13 protein-coding genes and 7 pseudogenes are annotated in these 19844 nt (G+C 51.0%); all 20 read right to left on the bottom strand.

What is annotated here, in order from left to right:
• Positions 1-148 precede the first annotated feature (148 nt).
• The 20 genes and pseudogenes from BMZ10_RS01560 to BMZ10_RS01465 all read right to left on the bottom strand — a co-directional run bounded on the left by BMZ10_RS01560 (position 149) and on the right by BMZ10_RS01465 (position 19841).
• Positions 149-730, bottom strand: coding sequence for an Imm5 family immunity protein (locus tag BMZ10_RS01560; protein WP_093458302.1), 582 nt, complete (start codon positions 728-730; stop codon positions 149-151).
• Between the two features lie 199 nt (positions 731-929).
• Positions 930-2027 (bottom strand): annotated as a pseudogene (locus tag BMZ10_RS01555) (RHS repeat domain-containing protein); the annotation flags it as partial.
• A gap of 93 nt (positions 2028-2120) precedes the next feature.
• Complete coding sequence (locus BMZ10_RS01550) at positions 2121-2732, bottom strand: DUF1963 domain-containing protein (protein WP_093458301.1); 612 nt, start codon at positions 2730-2732, stop codon at positions 2121-2123.
• 7 nt (positions 2733-2739) lie between these two features.
• A pseudogene (locus BMZ10_RS01545) lies at positions 2740-4005 on the bottom strand (RHS repeat domain-containing protein); the annotation flags it as partial.
• 160 nt (positions 4006-4165) lie between these two features.
• Positions 4166-4807 carry a hypothetical protein gene (locus tag BMZ10_RS01540; RefSeq protein ID WP_256214288.1) on the bottom strand — a complete coding sequence of 214 codons (642 nt, stop codon included), beginning with the start codon at positions 4805-4807 and terminating at the stop codon, positions 4166-4168.
• A 42-nt stretch (positions 4808-4849) separates the two neighbouring features.
• A pseudogene (locus tag BMZ10_RS01535) lies at positions 4850-5957 on the bottom strand (RHS repeat-associated core domain-containing protein); the annotation flags it as partial.
• Positions 5958-6163: 206 nt separating this feature from the next.
• Positions 6164-6649 (bottom strand): SMI1/KNR4 family protein, encoded by a 486-nt coding sequence (locus BMZ10_RS01530; protein ID WP_093458300.1) that lies wholly within the window; start codon positions 6647-6649, stop codon positions 6164-6166.
• Positions 6650-6709: 60 nt separating this feature from the next.
• Entirely contained in the window at positions 6710-7168 is a 459-nt protein-coding gene (locus BMZ10_RS01525) for a hypothetical protein (RefSeq protein ID WP_093458299.1), read from the bottom strand.
• Between the two features lie 115 nt (positions 7169-7283).
• Positions 7284-8282 carry a hypothetical protein gene (locus BMZ10_RS27350; RefSeq protein ID WP_143070240.1) on the bottom strand — a complete coding sequence of 333 codons (999 nt, stop codon included), beginning with the start codon at positions 8280-8282 and terminating at the stop codon, positions 7284-7286.
• Between the two features lie 1011 nt (positions 8283-9293).
• Positions 9294-10041 (bottom strand): annotated as a pseudogene (locus BMZ10_RS01515) (RHS repeat domain-containing protein); the annotation flags it as partial.
• A 105-nt stretch (positions 10042-10146) separates the two neighbouring features.
• Positions 10147-10710, bottom strand: coding sequence for an imm11 family protein (locus BMZ10_RS01510; RefSeq protein ID WP_093458297.1), 564 nt, complete (start codon positions 10708-10710; stop codon positions 10147-10149).
• The gene (locus tag BMZ10_RS27940; protein ID WP_256214416.1) at positions 10711-10950 is read right to left on the bottom strand and encodes an AHH domain-containing protein; all 240 of its coding nucleotides are present in this window, start codon (positions 10948-10950) and stop codon (positions 10711-10713) included.
• Positions 10904-11020, bottom strand: a pseudogene (locus tag BMZ10_RS27935) (hypothetical protein); the annotation flags it as partial. The gene BMZ10_RS27940 and the pseudogene BMZ10_RS27935, both read right to left, overlap by 47 nt.
• A gap of 56 nt (positions 11021-11076) precedes the next feature.
• Positions 11077-12157 (bottom strand): annotated as a pseudogene (locus tag BMZ10_RS27930) (RHS repeat domain-containing protein); the annotation flags it as partial.
• 266 nt (positions 12158-12423) lie between these two features.
• Positions 12424-12747, bottom strand: coding sequence for a hypothetical protein (locus tag BMZ10_RS01495; RefSeq protein ID WP_256214286.1), 324 nt, complete (start codon positions 12745-12747; stop codon positions 12424-12426).
• Positions 12744-13930 (bottom strand): annotated as a pseudogene (locus BMZ10_RS27925) (RHS repeat domain-containing protein); the annotation flags it as partial. The pseudogene BMZ10_RS27925 and the gene BMZ10_RS01495, both read right to left, overlap by 4 nt.
• 103 nt (positions 13931-14033) lie before the next feature.
• Positions 14034-14525 (bottom strand): SMI1/KNR4 family protein, encoded by a 492-nt coding sequence (locus BMZ10_RS01480; RefSeq protein WP_093458295.1) that lies wholly within the window; start codon positions 14523-14525, stop codon positions 14034-14036.
• 16 nt (positions 14526-14541) lie between these two features.
• On the bottom strand, positions 14542-18756 hold the full coding sequence (locus tag BMZ10_RS01475) for an RHS repeat-associated core domain-containing protein (RefSeq protein WP_093458294.1): 4215 nt from the start codon (positions 18754-18756) through the stop codon (positions 14542-14544).
• Positions 18757-18761: 5 nt separating this feature from the next.
• A complete protein-coding gene (locus tag BMZ10_RS01470) occupies positions 18762-19229 on the bottom strand; it encodes a DcrB-related protein (RefSeq protein WP_093458293.1) in 468 nt (155 codons plus the stop codon).
• 33 nt (positions 19230-19262) lie between these two features.
• Entirely contained in the window at positions 19263-19841 is a 579-nt protein-coding gene (locus tag BMZ10_RS01465; protein WP_093458292.1) for a DcrB-related protein, read from the bottom strand.
• Between the last annotated feature and the right edge of the window lie 3 nt (positions 19842-19844).

The raw sequence follows: 19844 nt of genomic DNA, 5'->3' as shown, positions 1-19844 counted from the left end.
CGAGTCGCCATTGCGGCTAATTGCTTCGATGAGGTAGCAGTTGTCGTCGTAGCGATATCGGATCTGACAAACTAGATCACAATTATTCTACGGCGAGACAAATGGTGAGTTTTCTCCCCTCAAAATCGTCCAACAAAAACAATTTTGTTCAGACAACCTGCGGAACAGCGATATTTAGATACCATTCCCAAAAATGCCGACGACGCTCGGTGTCTCCATCATCGCCTAAGCCACCGGCAAAAGCAGAAGCCACTAAATAACTAGGCTGAAACGCCTCTGGATCAAGATCCTGGTCATTTCTGAGGTCAGAAGGATCAAATGAAAAATCATCTATTGCGGTCGAGATACTATTTGCAGCTGCGTGGCCGACAAACATCGCTGGATATTCATCATCCTCATATTCTTGGTCCTCCACCACGAATACATAGAATTCGTCCCGGATACTCAACGCCTTGTGTTGTGGGATAGTTTTCGCAGCGACACCAGACGCAACTGACAAGATCGAAACCAATCCGTCTTCACTCCCAAACTTTTTAGACCAGATTGCTCCCGCGTGCTTCACGCATATGACATCAAGCGTCGTCAAAATTATTATTTTATCAGCATTTGACTTCTCTGTTGTAATTGTGCTCCACAACAGTCGCCTCAAAGGAAGTCCTAGCTCACCGGAAGATGACCTTTTAACCTCATCGAGAAGCTTTTCAACTAATAGTTCGGACTTCTCGTTCATTCTGACCTCAAAATGGTTTCGACGGTACCATCTGGCTTGAAAGTTCTGATCGCTTTCGGATCGGCGACAATCTGTTCAACCTTATTGAATTGACCCATTTTTGGAAAGTAACCCTGACAATCATGGCCGACCAACGGATTTCCTAACAGCGGGGACTTGGTGGCCAGACTTGCAGACTCCCATACCCTTTGTCTTGCACCACCCCCCAAGGGTCTATCCAACCTGTCGGGTTAGGAACATATCGATAGAGGTTCATCCCTCCATCCAACCCAATCGGATCCTGCGTAATAAACCGTCCCACCTCGGGATCGTAATACCGAAACGTGTTGTAGTGCAGCCCCGTCTCGTCGTCGAAATACTGTCCCTGGAACCGCAGATTCTGCTCGACCTCATTGACGACTAGCGCTTCAACCTCACCCCACGCCTTGTATGTCGCCTGCCAGACGATGCTGCCATCAACGTCCGTCATCTCAAGCGGCGTACCGATCTGGTCGGTGTGGAAGTAGTAGAGCTTCTTCTCTTCTTCGCCTTCGTTTTGGTCTAGTCGCGCAAGGGGCGCGTAGCTGCCGGGCTCGTAGACATAAAGGCTGCTCTGCCACGGCGTTTCTTCGCGCAGCATTCGTAGACCTTGCCAAAGGAAGTGCTTGTGTTCGGTCTGCCCGTTGATTTCCGACGTCTTGCCGACGCGCCGTCCAAGGCTGTCATAGCGGTAGGTGCCGACACTCTCCAGTCTGCCATTGGCGAGTGTTTCAGCCCGGACCAAACGGTTTTCGCAGTCGTAGCTGAAGGACTGCAGCGTGTTCAGCCCCACCCGCTTTTCGATCAGGTTGCCCCACGCATCGTAGGCATATTCCTGATCGCGCCAGCGTTTGATGCGGTTGTCTTTGACCTGGTCGAACTGGCTGGTGTTGAAGTTCAGTCGGTTGGCGGCCGCGTCGTACCTGAACTCTTCGCTGTCGACGAGTCTGCTCGTATCGCGGCTGTGCAACTGGCCGTTGGCTTCGTATTCGTACTTGATCTCGCCACGCAGTTTGTCGAGCGTGCGGATCAGTTCGCCAGCCGGGTCGTATTCGTGGCGGCGATGAATCGGGTTCTGGCCGTGCTCCACCAACAGGCTGTTGTCGCCGGGATTGTGAATCTGCGAGAGCTTGTCAGCCGGCATCGTCGATGCAAACTGCCAGCTCTTGCGGCCCATGGCGTCATAGCCGAAGCAACTGGTGAGTTTGCCTTGAGTGCGCAGCACCTCGCGGTGCAGGTCGTCACGCTCCATGTCGCTGATGAGCAGGCCATCGAGGTTAGACATATACTCACACGCATCCAGGATGCCATCTAACAGCTCAAGTTTTCTATACTGTTTGGCTCGATAGCTTAATAATCGAGATAGGCAGGATCAACCCGTTTGAACGAAGAAAAGACCATCACCGGAGCCATCTCGATTTAAGAAAAGATATCCCACTGCGTCTGTCAGATAGAACACATCCTGAAAGGGCTCTGCAAAATCAGAAGAGTAGATTTGCATAATGAATTCATAATTATTTTTTAGGCTCTCAGGAATTAACAGGCCTTTAGGCGTGTTTTGCGAGCACATCGAAAAGACTGGAAATTCGTCCTCGGATATTTCCCTAGTGCGTAGCTCCTTGCTGTCACTGGGAATGCTTTTAACTGGGCTTCCCGTTGTGCTAGTGCCCATATCGAAGACAACAGAAGTATAACCCGCCTGCAGCGCCTCTAACTCTGAAAGGTCACCCGAATAGGTTATGTTATCTAAAAAATAATCTTCTTTGCTGTAGGTTGAAAAAATCGAGAGCACGCCGCCGGCCGGTATGCTATCAAGCGCTATCTCCCGCCTAAGCGCAGCGCAATCCACTGTGGCTATCAGAATTAGAGGTTCACCATCTGGATTTAACGGCCATTGATGTACTTGCGCCGCATTGCCACCAAAAACTATTCCGGATGCATTAAGCGAATTGACACACGTAATAATCTCTTTTACTTCTAACATATAAACCTCATCCGCATTTATTGAGACCACTATGAAATTTCTTAGCCAATCTTTTAAGTTGTTTGACCCGGGAGCTAGGAACCCCACTTTTTCTAAGGGCGCCCGATGTAATATCTAACTCTCGTTTCAACGATGGCGCAAACTCATTCCGACCCAAGCCCTGACTTTCACGGATCTGCGTTTCATGCCAGTGAGCCCCACCTATTCCTCTGGTGTCCTTCAACGGCCCACGCGTGTGGTGATCCAAGTCAAGTGCGATAGACGGATTCCCCGCCAGCCGCGATCCCTTTTCCGCAAGATTTTGCTGTACTAAATACTCGTGGCGAAGCAGTTCGTGAGCTTGCAAATTATCTCCAACGTGAGAAGCGCCATTTAGCTCTCCATAAGTGCCTAGCTCAAAGAGGGAGGCCAGCCCTTCCGGATCAATCCACGCGGTAGGATTCAGAACATATCGATAGAGGTTCATCCCTCCATCCAACCCAATCGGATCCTGCGTAATAAACCGTCCCACCTGCGGATCGTAATACCGAAACGTGTTGTAGTGCAGCCCCGTCTCGTCGTCGAAATACTGGCCCTGGAACCGCAGGTTCTGCTCGACCTCATTGACGACTAGCGCCTCAATCTCACCCCAAGCCTTGTACGTGGCCTGCCAGACAATGCTCCCATCAACGTCGGTCATTTCCAGCGGCGTGCCGATCTGGTCGGTGTGGAAGTAGTAGAGCTTCTGTTCGGACTCGCCCTCGTTTTGGTCCACACGCGCAAGGGGCGCGTAGCTATTCGGCTCGTAGACATAAAGGCTGCTCTGCCACGGCGTTTCTTCGCGCAGCATCCGCAGGCCTTGCCAGAGAAAATGATTGTGTTCGGTCTGGCCGTTTATCTCGGACGTCTTGCCGATGCGCCGTCCAAGGCTGTCGTAACGGTAGGTTCCGATGCCTTGCAGTTTGCCGTTCACCAACGTTTCAGCTTTCACGAGCCGGTTTTCGCAGTCGTAGCTGAAGGACTGCAGCTTGTTCAGCCCTACCCGCTTTTCGATCAGGTTGCCCCACGCATCGTAGGCATATTCCTGATCGCGCCAGTGCTTGATGCGGTTGTCTTTGACCTGATCGAACTGGCTGGTGTTGAAGTTCAGTCGGTTGGCGGCCGCGTCGTAGCGGAACTCCTCGCTGTCGACGAGTCTGCCCGTATCGCGGCTGTGCAACTGGCCGTTGGCTTCGTATTCGTACTTGATCTCGCCGCGCAGCTTGTCGAGGGTGCGGATCAGTTCGCCAGTAGGCTTGAATGCGAAATTTTTCGTTTGGCTAAGGGGCGTTAACCATAGCAATCGTCAAAGCGGTATTTCAAAAGCTGTCGCAGTTTTCATGCCCGAGTTTTTCATCCGGCCACCCAATTTTATATTTAAACAACAAACCCGACGACAGCTTATACGCACCTAGCTATATATCGTCGAAACCCGTCCACGGGTCGTACCTATAATTTTCATCCACTTCAAGAAATGAAATTCCCCTCAGCGCACTTGCCGCCAGCCGGAATCGCTCGCTACAAAATAATTCCAGTGTTTCCTGGCATCGAATAATATCACTTCCAACATCTTCAGATACTACAAAGGAATCAATCTTGTCGATACTTACCGCACCGGGGTACAGTGGACTCTGCACAACGTTTCCAGTTTCGATGTCTTTTGAGACCTCGTAGACCGAACGAACCTTATCGAGAACAGGCAAACTTTCGCCTGGAAGGAATATAAAAAACTCATTCTTGCGAGACCTTCCGTCAAGCGAGATTTCTAGAGGTATAGCCCTGTATCTAGCATTTAAATCATCACATACTTTCAGAAAATTTTTCGAGACATAAGTAGCGCCCACTTGATAAAAATCAAAACTCAACGCTTCAAGCCTCATACCCAGCGCAGAAACTTCAAGACGATAGCTATTCTTGATATCTAGTTCTTTAGGATAAAGCTCATATGGGCGCCACTCAAATTTATCATGATTGGAAAAACCATTCAAACTTTCGGGACACCCGTCATCTGTCGCGCTGTATTGCAAAACATAGTATTTATTTTGATTAAATTTCATAGCAAGCGTCCCGTAATTGCGTCCACAACAAATTTGTTAGATTCAAGCCCTGCCCTTGCGAAATTCTGGATCTTCCCAATGCCCAATGCCCAATGCCCAATGCCCAATGCCCAATGCCAGCTGAGTATCAGACAGTTTTCCAGCTTCAAACAATTCGTTGAGCTTAGCAACTTTTGACTCTATAACCCTTGTATATTGACCATGATTAGACCAATGCCCTGGGAGGTCAATACGCTGCGTCAATTTTTTGCTGCCAGGTAAGAAGATCCCATTCGATGTTCCATCACCGTCGAACCCCATGGTTTTTAGCTTATCGAACATTCTGGCATATTGTGGATTCTTCAAAATTTCTTCAGGTATTAAATGATGGTTGGCCATACCATCTCCGCTTCTTGCACCCATGTTTTGGCCCAATTTGGTGGAGCACCATCCTAGCGGGTCAACCTCTTGAATCGGATTCACAGCATACGAGTAAATGTTCACCCCACCCGCTAACCCAATCGGATCCTGCGTTACAAACCGTCCCACCTGCGGATCGTAATACCGAAACGTGTTGTAGTGCAGCCCCGTCTCGTCGTCGAAATACTGACCTTGGAAACGCAGGTTCTGCTCCACCTCGTAGACGGCTAGTGTGTCCACCTCACCCCACGCCTTGTACGTCGCCTGCCAGACAACGCTGCCATCAGCGTCCGTAACAAGCGGCGTGCCGATCTGGTCGGTGTGGAAGTAGTAGAGCTTCTGTTCGGACTCACCTTCATTTTGGTCCACTCGCGCCAGAGGTGCATAGCTTCGCGGCTCGTAGACATAAAGGCTGCTCTGCCACGGCGTTTCTTCGCGCAGCATGCGCAGGCCTTGCCAGAGAAAGTGTTTGTGTTCGGTCTGGCCGTTGATTTCGGACGTCTTGCCGATGCGTCGGCCAAGGCTGTCGTAGCGGTAGGTTCCGATGCCTTGCAGTTTGCCGTTCTCCAGCGTTTCAGCTTTGACGAGCCGATTTTCGCAGTCGTAGCTGATGTCTGCAGCTTGGATAAGCCCACCCGCTTTCGATCAGATTGCCCCACGCATCGTAGGCATATTCCTGATCGCGCCAGTGCTTGATGCGGTTGTCTTTGACCTGGTCGAACTGGCAGGTGTGGGAATACAGGCCATTTGCGGTTGGTCGTAACGGCAGCGGATTGCGTTCTAGACACGTCAACAAACAGTTACCGCCGCGAGGTTGCTGTTAATCGCGAAGTTAAATGGCGTATGCGCTTAGCGCAGGCAGCATAAGATCGACCAAGCTCGAAAACTAACTTCTTTAGAAATTGCCCTTATGATACTTGATACGTCTCATAACACTGTCCCCTGAGCAGGTGCGCACTAAAAACCAGGATTCTCTTCCAACTCGTCGATAAAACCTTCGAAAGTCCGAGCAATTACTTTTTGAACAGCAACTTGATTGGCGACCATGCTCATTTCCTCTCGAAAACTATCAACAGCGTAAAAAACTACTGCACCGCTAAGCAAGTCCAAGCAGAAAAAGTTACCGCCACCATCCACTGCAAAAGGCAACAATGTGTGCGGAATCACCTGCCTTTCGGTCATAAACTTATAGCACCCATCGACGAACTTAGTATCTGATGAACCTCTCGGCCCTTCACTAAGTAGGGGTTTAAAGTCCACAACCTGCATCGGATCATATCCATTATCTGTGATGACCCAGCTTCTGCTTGGTTCGCCGCCATTGTGATTGATATATAAATCTATAAATGCGCGTGGCAGGGTAAACCCTAACGACTTTTCAAATAGAGAAATATCTGACGGACCTACAGCCCCCTCAGAATTAAAAAGCATAAACTCTTTCATTCATCACCTCTAACAACCGGCCTTGACTAGCCGGGGGGATAACTCTTCTCGCAGTGAAAACTACAGGAAAGTGGAGCCGGCCTCATCTTTATCCTGTTGAATCATTTTTACGACTAGTTCCCAATCCTCCCCCCCGATAAAATTCCTTCCAAAAAAAACATACGTCATGACACCACCATAATACTCATCCCCTCCAGCCTCGACAGAGAACTGGTGTACGAATGACATTGGCACACCATCTAGATATCGCCAGCTTGGTTCGTGGAGCCAACGAGGGCGTGGCCCGTAACTAGTGAACTTACCCTCCAGTTCATCTGCAATCCAAGCTTTTGCTGACTTGGGCGTTGCCGAAATCCACGTCAAATCCGGCTGAGGTAAATTTAAGCCAATATATTTTCCATACAGCGCTTTTACAAACGGCTCAGCTTCCTCATGACTGACTCCGGCATTAAATTTTTTTGACGCAATTTCAATGACTACTGAACTAAATAAAATATAGTTCTTATCCACACCTACCATGAATTCACTCCCTATAGATGACCGCTGCCGTAGTACAGGTGATTGAGGTGTTGGCCTGCCAACAGAAGCGACGTGGTTAAAAAACTAGCCCCCAGCCTCGATTAGATGCGTATCACTATTCCGCATCGTCAATATCCACCTCAAGTATCGGCGACAAACCAGAAGAATCATCCGAGCGCCACATTATTATTATAGGATATGCAGGACCATGGCTGCCGCCAACCGGGTTAAATCTTTTAATATGGAACTCAACATTCAAGCTCTCCCCTATTCCAGACAAGCGAACAGTAGGCCACTTTTTTTGTTTACACTGATTCCAGTCATTGAGTTCAGTCCCACGCACTACGCTAAATTCGTTAAATCTCGAGCTCAACTTATAGCAACCTTTGAGATCAGGGAGCAGCTTAGTAGGCACAGAGCATCTCTCGCGCTCAGAATTTAGCGCGAAAATAAAATAATGCCAAGAACTCAACCCCCAAATCAATACCATCAGACCTTGGTCAAACAGATCGTTTGCTAATTCAGTCGTTGTAAACTCATCAATTAAATTTATATCACGATCTCCATATCTTTTTCTTAAAAATCCGTCCATTGCCGTGAGATTTGCTAACATAAACCCAAACTGCCCATAACCTTCATAGACAGGCTTTTGAATAAAATTCTCTGTATGATTATGCCATTCAGCGCGTGCTGTGATTGACACTATCACAGTAAGTATCTGCGAGTATTGAAAACTATCCTTAATGTGCTTGGACGCATTTTGCCCTTCTAATTGCTGCAATGGAATATCCAAGAAAACATCAATTTCCGCCCTATAGGAGCCATTTGGGATAACCAGCTTGGTTATAGCTACTTTATCCTCAGAGGCAATAAGATAGGGTGAAGCCTGAGTAGTAACATCAAAGAATAATGATTGGGATGATACCGCCAAACTGTTAATACTAGGGCTTGGACGTGGGCAATCGCCGCCAATACCTAAACCTACTAAAACTCTACGCTGCTCGACACTGAAGCGACCGAAATCAATATCAGAAAAATCTAAGCAAGATTCCCCTATTGCAAGCTTAGCACTAGCAACAGCCCTCGAATCATTCAACGTAATGTAACTGAACATTTACCCTCCACATCCCGATGCACTGTACCCATTACTCGCCGCCCACGCTTTGACATGTTCCCACGCCTTAGCAGGGGACACATTTGCGGCCAACAACCTACCCGGTTTTCCTGCTTCTACCAGCCGCAATTCACCTCTATAATGCGCGATTTCGGGATTATTAGAATGCGCCTCTAAGCTGCTCATCCATTGCTAATTAGTCATTTTCGATCGAATAGCATCAGCATTTACAAGAGGTTCGTGTCGCTCGCGATACCGTTGTAGCCATGCATGCCACTATGTTGTACGCCAGTCCATTGACCTCGCTTAATTAAGCAGAAAAAAACATTCACCAAACAAAGACTAAAATTCTTATAGATGACATTCGATTTTACCTATCAATTGTCTCCCTCCATATCGGTATTAACAACGCCCATTCGAAGAGACTTGCCAAATAGAATACAAATGCAACATGCACTGCCCGCCACAATTTCGACACACCAAGCTGACTATCATCGGAAAGTAGCTGCATTTTTCCAAAAATAACTAAAGCGCTATCTTCATGCCAACCAAAATCATCAGCCTCCATATTTCATTCATTCATCAAACAACACATTCCACCTTACTTCCCTCAAAAATATCATGTAGCCATTTTCTTAAATTGAGGTAGTTGATGGAAAGCTCACCACTTTGCGGTAAAAACTCTGCAACAATACTTGAGCAGCCAAAAAAGTCTCTAAATTCAGCCTTGACCACCACTTCAAGACTATTTAAACCCAAAATAACCTCGGATATTGCACCAGACATCTCATATTCTGCATGTTCTGTCAGAAGACCAATCCCATCCTCTACGCTAGCATTATCTTCGTCGTCCAAACGTGTGATAACTAAAAAAGTCATCGGATCTTCGGCATCATCTCCCAAAGCGACGGTGAGGACTTCGTCGTCTTCATAGCATTTTATCGCGGAGGCGAAAAACTTTTTCATCGTTATTTTTCCGTTTAACCGCAACTGGACATAGGTAGTTTTACCTAACCCAATCGGATCCTGGGTATTAAACCGCCCTACCTGCGGATCGTAATACCGAAATGTGTTGTAGTGCAGCCCCGTCTCGTCGTCGAAGTACTGACCCTGAAAACGCAGACTCTGCTCGACGGCGTTGACGGCAAACGCTTCAACCTCACCCAAAGTCTTGTACCTCGCCTGCCAGACAATGCTGCCATCAACGTCGGTCATTTCCAGCGGCGTGCCGATCTGGTCGGTGTGGAAGTAGTAGAGCTTCTGTTCGGACTCACCTTCCTGTTGATCCACTCGCACGGGGTGCGTAGCTGCCGGGCTCGAAGATATAAAGGCTGCTCTGCCACGGCATCTCTTCCCGCAGCATCCGCAGGCCTTGCCAGAGAAAGTGATTGTGTTCGGTCTGCCCGTCTATCTCGGACGTTTTGCCGACGCGTCGGCCAAGGCTGTCTTAACGGTAGGTTCCGATGCCTTGCAGTTTGCCGTTCACCAACGTTTCAGCTTTGACGAGCCGGTTTTCGCAGTCATAGGCGAACGTCTGCAGCGTGCTCAGCCCCACCCGCTTTTCGATCAGTTTGCCCCACGCATCGTAGGCATATTCCTGATCACGCCAGCGTTTGATGCGGTTGTCTTTGACCTGGTCGAACTGGCTGGTGTTGAAGTTCAGTCGGTTGGCGGCAGCGTCGTAGCGGAACTCTTCGCTGTCGACGAGCCTGCCGGTACCGCGGCTGTGCTGCTGACCGTTGGCTTGATAAGGCAGCTTTCTAACGCGCCATCAACCTTGTAGTAAGCGACAGCTTTTTAGACCGAAAAGCCCATGAGTCGCTCAATCCGTCCTTGATGGCTCCACCTAGTTTAACCGAGTCTTTTATATACCGTCTTTTTCAGACACGAATTCTACACCAACCACAGAATTTGACTTAAAAAATTCTGCCACTTCATCAGATACCACTACATGACTATTACTTTCAGCAGATCTAAAAATACCACTGTTTGGTTTTCGATCTTTCAATACTATATATTGAAATTTTTTCGGACCGTCCGGAACAGATTTTATCAATGGCTTATACTGAGACCTGTCCATATCAAATGCAACCTCAGACACCAGATAATTAATCACGAAATAATCTAAATAAACATCCCCATTTATGGCTAACTCGCACGAAACAAATTGCACATTACTGGCAAAATCTGAAGAACTAATCAGGTCCGCAATACGTGAGCTAACTACATCTGGACCATCACTAAAAAGATAATCAAACTTCCGAAAATCTTTCAAACTCACTTTTCTCTTAAAACTTAGCTTAGTGAGCCCTTCATTAGGCGACACCGGACTGCATTCAAGAAACTTTAAATGATCAATACTGTTTTTATGATCATAAGACAGCCAATATCGTTCAGGATAACTATCTATCGGAACCAGAATCTTCACCTAACACGCCCCTTTTCTAATGGAGTTTTTATTCAGTTTTATTTCGCCCTTGCGTAGTCCCTGCCTGTTTTCGCTAATAACACCATCAACTGCTTCTTTATATTGCGCCTTCGTCCAACCTTGCTGACGACCAACCCTTTCAACCTCATTCAAATTACCTCTAACTTCTGCATTATAGGCCGGATGGGAGCCTCTATGAACAGTTCGAGTCGGATGGTTTTCTGCATATTTTGGTAATATATATTATATTATTAGACGCATGAATATTCATCCCTGCAGATTTCAGCACTGCGTGATCCGCAAATTGTTGGGGAATAATATGATGCTTTTGAAAGCCAGCAATCCCAGGCATTGTGTTATAGGTCGTTAATCCCTCAGGATCTAGCCACATCACCGGACTAGGAGCATATTGGTATAGATTGATTCCTCCCTCTAATCCAATCGGATCCTGCGTTATAAACCGGCCCACCTGCGGATCGTAATACCGAAATGTGTTGTAGTGCAGCCCCGTCTCGTCGTCGAAATACTGCCCCTGGAAACGCAGGTTTTGCTCAATCTCGTTGACGGCGAATGCTTCAACCTCACCCCATGCCTTGTACGTCGCCTGCCAGACAATACTGCCATCAACGTCGGTCATTTCCAGCGGCGTGCCGATCTGGTCGGTGTGGAAGTAATAGAGCTTCTGTTCGGCCTCACCTTCCTGTTGATCGACTCGGGCCAGTGGCGCGTAGCTATTCAGTTCGTAAACATACAGGCTGCTCTGCCACGGCGTTTCTTCCCGCAGCATCCGCAGGCCTTGCCAGAGAAAGTGTTTGTGTTCGGTCTGGCCTTCGATTTCGGACCTCTTGCCAACACGTCGGCCAAGGCTGTCGTAGCGGTATGTGCCGACACTATGCAGCTTGCCGTTGATCAACGTTTCAGCGTTGACGAGGCGGTTTTCGCAGTCGTAGCTGAAGGACTGCAGCTTGTTCAGCCCTACCCGCTTTTCGATCAGGTTGCCCCACGCATCGTAGGCATATTCCTGATCGCGCCAGCGTTTGATGCGGTTGTCTTTGACCTGGTCGAACTGGCTGGTGTTGAAGTTCAGTCGGTTGGCGGCCGCGTCGTAGCGGAACTCTTCGCTGTCGACGAGCTTGCCCGTGTCACGGCTGTGCAACTGGCCGTTGGCTTCGTATTCGTACTTGATCTCGCCGCGCAGTTTGTCGAGGGTGCGGATCAATTCGCCAGCCGGGTCGTATTCGTGGCGGCGATGAATCGGGTTCTGGCCGTGTTCAACCAGCAGGCTGTTGTCGCCGGGATTGTGAATCTGCGAGAGCTTGTCAGCTGGCATCGTCGATGCGAATTGCCACGCTTTGCGGCCCATCGCATCGTAACCGAAGCAACTGGTGAGTTTGCCCTGGGTACGCAGCACTTCGTGGTGCAGGTCGTCGCGTTCCATGTCGCTGATGAACAGCCGCCGGTGCCTTATGCAACGATTGGCGTCACTGAGATTGCGTGGTCAGCCCATCAGAAATTGAGCGTTGAGCGCCAAAAACGAAGGCTTACAAAATTTTGCTGCAAAGTAAGCTGTGAGATGCCTACCACAATCTTGACCCCGTCTGCCGCCATTACGGTGTCTACTGTGTAGTTCAACTCCTTTAAAAAGCCAAAGGAGGCACCAAGAAATTGGTGCCTGCTTCAGTTGCTGAGTGACCAATATAGATGATCTATGTACTAGCTTACCAGCCTAATTTTTTTTAACGAGGCCTTCAAATATTCGATATCAGACCTATCCAATCCTTGATCTATCTTCTTCCACCACTTAGGTATCGCATCCTTAAACATCTTTAGGCCATCCGGCGTAATTTCAGATTCTCTCAGCTCGAAATCCATCTTCAAGTCGCCGCTTGTAGTAAATGGTTCCGTTTTTATTAGATTTTCCTGTTTCAAAAAACCGAGCAGAGATGTCGACATCTCAATAATATTGCTCTTGTACTCCAGGTTTTTGTTTCTACTGTAAAGCAAAGGAACACTGAATTTTACAAGATCCACCATCATTCCACCCTTATTAATCGCGAGACATCGGACAACTCTATCAACTCTCTAGTTTTTGGATTTCTAACGTACATGCCGCCTAGCTGTCGAATTTCTGACTCTTTAGTTATCTGAAGCGTTTTATCTGCCGTTTTGCTAGTGACTTCAATTGGTGACCAACTCCCGTCTCTACGTTTGACCACGAAATCCACCCGCCGGGCAGTACCGTCGGGGCCTTTCACAATCTTACCGTCTGCTCCTCTAAGATATCGTTCACGGAGCACGTTTTCTTTGCCAAATGTAGCGTCCAGCTTTTTGCCTACACGCGCCTCTCTAGCTGTTCCTGAAATTTTGTTCGGGATACACGCCCACCCCCATGGGTCCAGCCAACCGAGCGGGTTCGGCGCGTATTGATATAGGTTGAATCCACCTACCAACCCAATCGGATCCTGCGTAATAAACCGCCCCACCTGCGGATCGTAATACCGAAATGTGTTGTAGTGCAGCCCCGTTTCGTCGTCGAAGTACTGTCCCTGGAACCGCAGATTCTGCTCGACCCCGTTGACTGCTAGCGCCTCAATCTCACCCCAAGCCTTGTAGGTGGCCTGCCAGACAATGCTCCCATCAACGTCCGTCATCTCCAGCGGCGTGCCGATCTGGTCGGTGTGGAAGTAGTAAAGCTTTTTCTCTTCTTCGCCTTCGTTTTGGTCCACTCGCGCCAGAGGTGCATAGCTTCGCGGCTCGTAGACATACAGGCTGCTCTGCCACGGCGTTTCTTAGCGCAGCATCCGCAGGCCTTGCCAGAGAAAATGCTTGTGTTCGGTCTGCCCGTTTATCTCGGACGTCTTGCCGATGCGCTGTCCAAGGGTGTCGTAACGATAGGTTCCGATGCCTTACAGTTTGCCGTTCACCAACGTTCAGCTTTGACGAGCCGGTTTTCGCAGTCATAGGCGAGCGTCTGCAGCGTGCTCAGCCCTACTCGCTTTTCGATCAGGTTGCCCCACGCATCGTAGGCATATTCCTGATCGCGCCAGCGCTTGATGCGGTTGTCTTTGACCTGATCGAACTGGCTGGTGTTGAAGTTCAGTCGATTGGCGGCCGCGTCGTAGCGGAACTCTTCGCTGTCGACGAGTCTGCCCGTATCGCGGCTGTGCAACTGGCCGTTGGCTTCGTATTGGTACTTGATCTCGCCGCGGTGGTTGTCGAGACTGCAAGTCAATGCAGGGTTTGCGGCCTTAAAATTATTGGAATGGCAATTAAAGCCTTTGCTATAAAGTCATTTACTGCGCAGGCTGAGGACCCAATCTAATTTAAATATCCACCTCGGACTCATTGACTAAGCCATTTATGAACGCTTCAAATGATGCTGCCAACCATCGATAAGCCCTAGCGTGATTAGTTGAAAAACTGCTATCAGAGTCAAATGCATCGATAGCGTAAAAACAGACATTGCCATCGGACAGATCCAAACAAAAGAAATTTCCACCATCATCGATCGCAAATGGTAGTAACGTTTGAGGCACAACCTCTCTAGACGTCATAGCCAGATAACAGCCGCCTAGATATTTTGTTTCCCCGGCGTCATCTGCGCCCGCAACAGCTACAGATTTAAATTTCTTCACTCTAATTGGTTCATACTCATCGCCACTGTCCCACCAATCTCGGTCAGGCACGCCACCATTATTTTTTAAGAAAAACTTTTTAAAACTATCTGGCAGTTCATGCCTGATAACTTTCTGCAACTCAATAAGATCAAAATCTTCTATTGCTGTGCCCGACTTAGAAAAGTGAAGGATTGTCATCGAGTAAACCTCTATTTTAACATGTTGATGAGAGGGATTTAGGAGCCCGCCCCTTTAACCAGCCTTTAGAATGGGAAATACCAACTGCATCCGCGGTTCCGTATGAACCAGAAGGCAATCCAAAATGTTTTTCGAACTGCGAAACAGATCCCCCGTGGGGGAAGGTCGCCTCATGCGCAGACGTTTTAACCAGTTGCATGGTTGTCTTGCCAGTTTTCGGATCAAAATCATCGAGGTGATGCCAAGTGTAATCGTCTGCTCCCGATGCTTTGATCCCGGCTTCTTTATAGGCCTGTGTGAAGTCTCTCCCCCTCGCACCTTGCATAGTGATAGACACAATGTTTTTCTGATTCCCCGTCACGGGAAACAAATCAGGTGAGCCTGTAAAATCAACACCTTTGAAGGCCCATCCCCATGGGTCGATCCAGCTAACAGGGTTAGGGGCGTACCTGTAAAGATTCACGCCCCCATCCAACCCAATCGGATCCTGCGTAATAAACCGCCCCACCTGCGGATCGTAATACCGAAATGTGTTGTAGTGCAGCCCCGTTTCGTCGTCGAAGTACTGTCCCTGGAACCGCAGATTCTGCTCGACCCCGTTGACTGCTAGCGCCTCAATCTCACCCCAAGCCTTGTAGGTGGCCTGCCAGACAATGCTCCCATCAACGTCCGTCATCTCCAGCGGCGTGCCGATCTGGTCGGTGTGGAAGTAGTAAAGCTTTTTCTCTTCTTCGCCTTCGTTTTGGTCCACTCGCGCCAGAGGTGCATAGCTTCGCGGCTCGTAGACATACAGGCTGCTCTGCCACGGCGTTTCTTCGCGCAGCATCCGCAGGCCTTGCCAGAGAAAATGCTTGTGTTCGGTCTGGCCGTTTATCTCGGACGTCTTGCCGATGCGCCGTCCAAGGCTGTCGTAACGGTAGGTTCCGATGCCTTGCAGTTTGCCGTTCACCAACGTTTCAGCTTTCACGAGCCGGTTTTCGCAGTCGTAGCTGAAGGACTGCAGCGTGTTCAGCCCTACCCGCTTTTCGATCAGGTTGCCCCACGCATCGTAGGCATATTCCTGATCGCGCCAGCGCTTGCTGCGGTTGTCTTTGACCTGGTCGAACTGGCTGGTGTTGAAGTTCAGTCGGTTGGCGGCCGCGTCGTACCTGAACTCTTCGCTGTCGACGAGTCTGCTCGTATCGCGGCTGTGCAACTGGCCGTTGGCTTCGTATTCGTACTTGATCTCGCCACGCAGTTTGTCGAGAGTGCGGATCAGTTCGCCAGCCGGGTCGTATTCGTAGCGGCGATGAATCGGGTTCTGGCCGTGTTCAACCAGCAGGCTGTTGTCGCCGGGATTGTGAATCTGCGAGAGCTTGTCAGCCGGCATCGTCGATGCGAATTGCCACGCTTTGCGGCCCATCGCATCGTAACCGAAGCAACTGGTGAGCTTGCCTTGAGTGCGCAGCACCTCGCGGTGCAGGTCATCGCGTTCCATGTCACTGATAAGCAGGCCATCGAGGTTGAGTTGGTGCAGGTGGCCGCTGCCGTAGTACAGATGGTTGAGGTGCTGGCCTGTCGGCAATGTCAGCGTGGTCAGGTTACTCAGCGGATCGTATTCGTAGTCCAGCGCGCCTTGGGGCGTGGTCTCTTTGATCAGACGGCCCAACAGGTCGTACTCGAATGTGAGCGTTTCTTCCCCAATGCCGAGTTTCTTGCCGATCGCTGTAGGCAGCCGCGCAATCGACAACAGGCGATCCACATCGTCGTAGGTGTAATCCTGACGTGCATCCTGATTGAGTTTGGCGAGCAGACGGCCAATCGAATCGCGTTCGAATTCGGTGCTGCGCTGTGGTCGTTCTGCCCGGTCGCCGTAGCCGATTTCATCGACGCGCGTCAGATGCCCACCAAGGTTGTAGCTGAAACGGCGCGTCAGGTTGTCGATGCGTTTTTCTTCGATCAGGCGATCCGAGGCGTCGTAGGCGAACTGATAGGCAGCGTTGTTTTCATTGACCAGTGCAGTGAGGCGAATGGCCTTGTCGTACTCGTAGCGAATGCGTTGGCCTTTGGCGTCCTGGCGACTGCTCGGCAATCCGCGCGCGGTTCGCAGCAGACGCGTGGTCTGACCTTTGCCGTCGGTGTGCGTCAGCACCTGGCCGAGGGCGTTGTAGGTAAAAGACTCGGCAGTACCGTCCGGGTGATCGATGCGCAGTACTTCGCCGTCGGGCTTACGCTCAAGCCTGGTAGTCTGATTCAACGCATCGGTGACAGCGATCAGGTGAGCGCGGTCGTCGTAGGTGTAGAAGGTACTTTTGCCCGAACAGTCCTGAAAGCGCTCGACCTGAGCCAGGCCATTCCACCACAGATATTTAGACTTGCGCGTCGCGTCGATGATGGTATGCGGCAGGCCGTCGTCGCTGTTGAGGTATTCGGTTTTGTGGCCGAGGGCGTCGGTTTCGGCGATGAGGTTGCCCTTGTCGTCGTAGCGCGCCTGCCAGACGCTGCCGTCTGGATACGAAACCGACGACACTAGCGTGGTCAGATGGTGATACGTGTATTTGATACTGCGCCCCAGGGGGTCGGTTTCCTCGATGAGTCGCGAATAGTCGTCGTATTCGAGCTGCAGGCGATTGCCGTCCGGCAGCGTCAGACCGGTCATATTACCGCTGTCGTCTATGTCGATCTTGTAGTGTTCGCCACCGTAGTCACGGCTGGCGATGACGCGATGATCTGTGTTGTAGTGGACTTCCAGCTCTCGGTCCAGCACGTCCGTCGCCCATGAAGTGCGCTGCTTGAAGTCGTAACGGAAGTGAAAGTGCTCGCCATCACTGGTCCAGTGCTCGACCACGCGCGGCTGGCCGTCGATGGTTTCCCAGCGGTAGTTGCAGCTCAGCCCCAACGCATTGCTGTGGGTCGCCATGACGCCTTCGGCGTAACTGAAACGCCGCATCGAGTCGCCATTGCGGTTGATGACTTCGATGAGCTGGCCGTTGTCGTCATAGCGATACTGGACCAGCGTCTCAACGGCCTCGTTGTCGACCACACGCTTCACGTCGGTCAGGCGGCCTAACGGATTGTCGTAGTGCAGGTGAACCCTAACGCCACCGGTGGCGCTGATGTCGGTCAGCGTACCGTCGACGGTCCGCGTAAAATGCAGAAAATGCCCGAGAGCATTCTCGATACGCTGCAAAGGCACGCGAGTGTCGTTGTCCGGGACTTCGCCGAAGTAGAAAAAGATGTTGTCGAGGGTCTGAAGCAGGTAATGCCCACCCTCTGTGCAAACCAGATAGACCTGTTCATGAGGGTTGTAGACCCGCTCTCCCGCCTGAACATCAACGAAAGGCACGCTACGGCCCTGGTTGTCGGTGAGGTAGACGAATCGGCCACTGCGACGCAGGTTTTGCTCCCACGGCAATACCCAGCCACGCCCCAGGACACTGTCCACGGTCAGGTCGCTGGCATAGAAGCGCGACCACTCGATGGGCATCAGTCCCGGCAGGCTGAAGTCGGTTTCATCCGGAATGACTTTGCGCCCAGTGGTCATGTCGACCGGGTTACCCGTGAGTCCGCCCACGGCGCGTTCAATGGCAGGTCCGACTACATAACGACTGGCGACCTCGCCCGCGACAAAGCCCGCAGTGAACTTCATCACGCATGGCATGACGGCCTTCATGCCCGCCTGGGTGCCGGCCTTGATCAACTGAGCGATACCGCCCGCCGCGCCGGCGACAGCCATCAATATGTCTACAGTGGTGCGCAGCCAGCCAGGGATTTCATCGTCAACCGGGAGATATCGCTGGGTGCCACCACCGATCAGCACATTGTTCGAGCCGCTCGAAATGGTCGCGCCACAGGTAATCTTGTCGCCCTTGCGCGCCGCCGCAGTACTGTTAATGAATACGTTTGTCGAACCTTCGGCGACCTGAACCGGCCCCGGATGTTTGCTACATGCTCCCAGACTTAGAGCAACGTGAGCCGCCTGCCGGCTGTTGACGAAAACGTTGGGTGAGGCTGTCACGATCGTCCCGGAGGGCGATGAGAACATACTCCCTATCGCCTCCCCTGCGGCGGTGAGCAGGCTACCTCCGACGCCTGCTGCAAGACCCGCCAAAAGCGCGACGCCGAACCCGCACGTGAAGGTCGCAATGGCGACGGTCGCGACCAGTGCAATACCCAACGCAGCGCCGAGGAGAAACCCTCCAAGGGCGCTGGTATGTGAAATGTCATCGCCGAACCGGGCAGCTTCGAACATGAGCGTTACTCCTGTTCGCTGGAGTCGGGCGCGGCCGGGTCGCTCTGGCGGGGCTGGAAGCTGGCGAGCAAGCCGTCCCAGTCCTGATTCTGCTGCGCGCTGAAGTCAGCTTGCGCGGTGGTTGAAAATATCAGCGCACGCCCAGGCTCTATGAGGAATGCGGCCTGGCGCTGATAGAGAGGTCGTCCTTCGTTCATGTAATACGCGTCGATCTGAACCCCGTCGATGGGCGCCACGGCCGACAGTGCTACGGCTTTTTTACCCAGCAGCGTGTAGCCACGCAGCTTGGACGCGAGCATTTTTACCTGCCTGTCGACGTAGGCTTTGAGGGTTTCAGAGGGCAGCAGGTTGTCGCGCGAAATGGTAATGCTCAACGGGGCCGGGATACTCGCACCCAATACAAACATGTTGACGGTGCGGTCTTGAAATCCCTGCGGCAGCGCGATGCTGCCTTCCTGCAACTCATAGTCCATTTGAAATTCTTTCCTGAGATCAGTAAATCGGGTTCAGCGGGTCGCCATGCCTGAGAGCATATTGTCGAAATCGACGAGCCAGAGGCTCAGACTGGGTTTGACCGGGTCAATCACGCACGAAAGGCTCAGCCACTGCGACGTTTGGCCGTCAGCCACTGGAACGATGCCGCCCACTAGCCTGCCATGTCGCTCTGCATGTCCCATCGTGAAGTGAAAATCCACGGCTTTCGCGGGACTGCCCGCCAGTGAGCAGTCACGCTCACGGATAACCCGCAACTGAGGATAAAGTTTGCGAAAGGTCTGCATGGCGTCTTGCAGCAGAACGTCCAGCGTCGCCCCTTCGCGCACATCGCGTCGCTTGATCGTAAGCACCACGGGTTCGCCATCGTGCTCAATGGTTGTCTGTATATCCCGGAATCTGAAACTATCGGGCAGGGACAGGTCGAAGCCGCCGAAGCTGAAGCGACTGGGCACATCGCGCAGTGGCACGACCGGCTCAGGCTCCGGTTCTGGCTCTGCTACCGGCAATGGGTTTTGCTGTTCAACACGCGCCGCCTCTTCAAGCGCCAGACGACGCTCGGAGATGCGGTCATAGATGCTGGTCCTTGTCATCGG

This window comes from Pseudomonas sp. NFR16 (genome assembly GCF_900108875.1).
Lineage (GTDB): Bacteria > Pseudomonadota > Gammaproteobacteria > Pseudomonadales > Pseudomonadaceae > Aquipseudomonas.
This window is presented reverse-complemented; position numbering and strand designations above follow the sequence as displayed.

Bases quoted from the DNA above. Each gene is read 5' to 3' on its own strand.
- BMZ10_RS01560 (WP_093458302.1), bottom strand. From the start codon at position 730: ATGAACGAGAAGTCCGAACTATTAGTTGAAAAGCTTCTCGATGAGGTT.
- BMZ10_RS01550 (WP_093458301.1), bottom strand. From the start codon at position 2,732: ATGTTAGAAGTAAAAGAGATTATTACGTGTGTCAATTCGCTTAATGCA.
- BMZ10_RS01540 (WP_256214288.1), bottom strand. From the start codon at position 4,807: ATGAAATTTAATCAAAATAAATACTATGTTTTGCAATACAGCGCGACA.
- BMZ10_RS01530 (WP_093458300.1), bottom strand. From the start codon at position 6,649: ATGAAAGAGTTTATGCTTTTTAATTCTGAGGGGGCTGTAGGTCCGTCA.
- BMZ10_RS01525 (WP_093458299.1), bottom strand. From the start codon at position 7,168: ATGGTAGGTGTGGATAAGAACTATATTTTATTTAGTTCAGTAGTCATT.
- BMZ10_RS27350 (WP_143070240.1), bottom strand. From the start codon at position 8,282: ATGTTCAGTTACATTACGTTGAATGATTCGAGGGCTGTTGCTAGTGCT.
- BMZ10_RS01495 (WP_256214286.1), bottom strand. From the start codon at position 12,747: ATGATGGTGGATCTTGTAAAATTCAGTGTTCCTTTGCTTTACAGTAGA.
- BMZ10_RS01480 (WP_093458295.1), bottom strand. From the start codon at position 14,525: ATGACAATCCTTCACTTTTCTAAGTCGGGCACAGCAATAGAAGATTTT.
- BMZ10_RS01475 (WP_093458294.1), bottom strand. From the start codon at position 18,756: ATGTTCGAAGCTGCCCGGTTCGGCGATGACATTTCACATACCAGCGCC.
- BMZ10_RS01470 (WP_093458293.1), bottom strand. From the start codon at position 19,229: ATGGACTATGAGTTGCAGGAAGGCAGCATCGCGCTGCCGCAGGGATTT.
- BMZ10_RS01465 (WP_093458292.1), bottom strand. From the start codon at position 19,841: ATGACAAGGACCAGCATCTATGACCGCATCTCCGAGCGTCGTCTGGCG.